The following is a 1,887-nucleotide window of genomic DNA, read 5'->3' as shown; positions in this document are numbered from 1 at the left end:
TTGGTGGAGGACCCGATGACGTTCGGGACACCGGCCATCTTCAGGACGTTCGGCACGTGGCCGCCGCCGCAGCCCTCGATGTGGAAGGCGTGGATGGTGCGGCCTTCGAGCACCTTGAGGGTGTCCTCGACGGACAGGCATTCGTTCAGGCCGTCGCTGTGCAGGGCGACCTGGACGTCGTGCTCCTCGGCGACGCGCAGCGCGGTGTCCAGGGCGCGGGTGTGGGCGCCCATGTCCTCGTGGACCTTGAAGCCCAGGGCACCGCCCTCGGCGAGCGCCTCGACCAGCGGGGCCTCGTGCGAGGACGAACCGCGGCCCAGGAAGCCGATGTTGACGGGCCAGGCGTCGAAGGCGGAGAAGGCGTGCTTGAGCGCCCACGGCGAGTTGACGCCGACGCCCCAGACGGGGCCGAACTCCTGGCCGATGATCGTCGTGACGCCGGAGGCGAGCGAGGCCTCCATGATGCGCGGGGACAGCAGGTGGACGTGGGTGTCGACGGCTCCGGCGGTGGCGATGAGGCCCTCGCCGGAGACGATCGTGGTACCGGTGCCGACGACGACGTCGACTCCGTCGAGCGTGTCCGGGTTGCCGGCGCGGCCGATCGCGTGGATGCGGCCCTCGCGGATGCCGATGGACACCTTGCGGATGCCGAGCGCGGCGTCGATCACCACGACGTTGCTGATCACGATGTCGCAGGTGTCGCGGACGGCGGCGGCCTTCAGGTGGAGTCCGTCGCGGGCCGTCTTGCCGAAGCCGGCCAGGAACTCGTCGCCGTACGCCTGTGAGTCGGACTCGACGCGGATGGTGAGGCCCGAGTCGCCGAGGCGGATGCGGTCGCCGGCGCGGGGGCCGTGGGTCGCCGCGTACTCGTGCGGGGTGAGGCGCCGGGCCTCGGCGGGGTGTCCTCCGGGGCGGCTCATCGGGCGGCCTCCTCGTCGCTGGTGGTGTCGGGTACGCCGAGATAGCCGCAGGCGGCGGCGCGGCGCAGCGCCTCCTCGCGGGCGCCGGGGGCGTCGAGCGGGCCGTCGACGAGTCCGGCGAAGCCGATGGCGACGCGGGCGCCGCCGATCGGGACGAGGCCGACCTCGCCGCTCTCGCCGGGGCCGAAGCGCACGGAGGAGCCGGCCGGTACGGCGAGCCGCATGCCGTACGCGGCGGCGCGGTCGAAGCGGAGGCGGGGGTTGGCCTCGAAGAAGTGGAAGTGCGAGGTGACCGAGACGGGCACGGACGCGGTGTTGGTGACCGTGAGGGTCAGCTCCGGGGCCGGGTCGGAGTGCTCGGGGCCGGGGAGGAGGGCGCCCGGGGCGTCCTCGCCGATGCCGCCGCCGATCGGGTCGCTGACGACGGCCAGGCGGGAGCCGTCGTCGAAGACGGCCTCCACGTGGACCTCCGTGACGACGTCGGCGACGCCGGGCAGTACGTCGTCGGGGCCGAGGACGGAGCGGGCCGCCTCGATGGCCTCGGCGAGCCGGCGGCCGTCGCGGGCCGCCTCGCAGACGGTGTCCGCGATCAGGGCGGTCGCCTCCGGCACGTTCAGCCGCAGGCCGCGGGACTTTCTGGCCCGGGCGAGTTCGGCGGCGCCGAAGAGGAGGAGGCGGTCGCGTTCTGTGGGGGTCAGTCGCAAGGGGGCGCTCCGTTCGGGTTTAGAGCACCACTCTAACGCTGGCCGCTGGGAACGGGTAGAGGGGGCGGGTGTGTCGTGCGGCTCGATTTGAGTTCTGCTCTATAGGGGTTCGTCGGCGAGTGCCGGCCGGTGGGGCTTCTCGCGCAGTTCCCCGCGCCCCTGAAAGGCTGCGGCTTCGCCGCGCCTTCCCCAGATGAAAGGCACCCCGCACCTTGATCGGGGAAATGCGGCGCGCAGCGCCTGCATTTCAGGGGCGCGGGGAA

General features: G+C 72.9%; 2 protein-coding genes. Both read right to left on the bottom strand.

What is annotated here, in order from left to right:
• Nucleotides 1–920 (bottom strand): urease subunit alpha (locus ACFW9D_RS38485; protein ID WP_384630139.1); only part of this gene is annotated, 920 nt, incomplete at its 3' end.
• Complete coding sequence (gene ureA, locus ACFW9D_RS38480; RefSeq protein ID WP_188336696.1) at nt 917–1,624, bottom strand: urease subunit gamma; 708 nt, start codon at nt 1,622–1,624, stop codon at nt 917–919. The genes ACFW9D_RS38485 and ureA, both read right to left, overlap by 4 nt.
• Between the last annotated feature and the right edge of the window lie 263 nt (nt 1,625–1,887).

The sequence above is a fragment of the Streptomyces sp. NPDC059524 genome, from assembly GCF_042749255.1.
Lineage (GTDB): Bacteria > Actinomycetota > Actinomycetes > Streptomycetales > Streptomycetaceae > Streptomyces > Streptomyces xanthii.
This window is presented reverse-complemented; position numbering and strand designations above follow the sequence as displayed.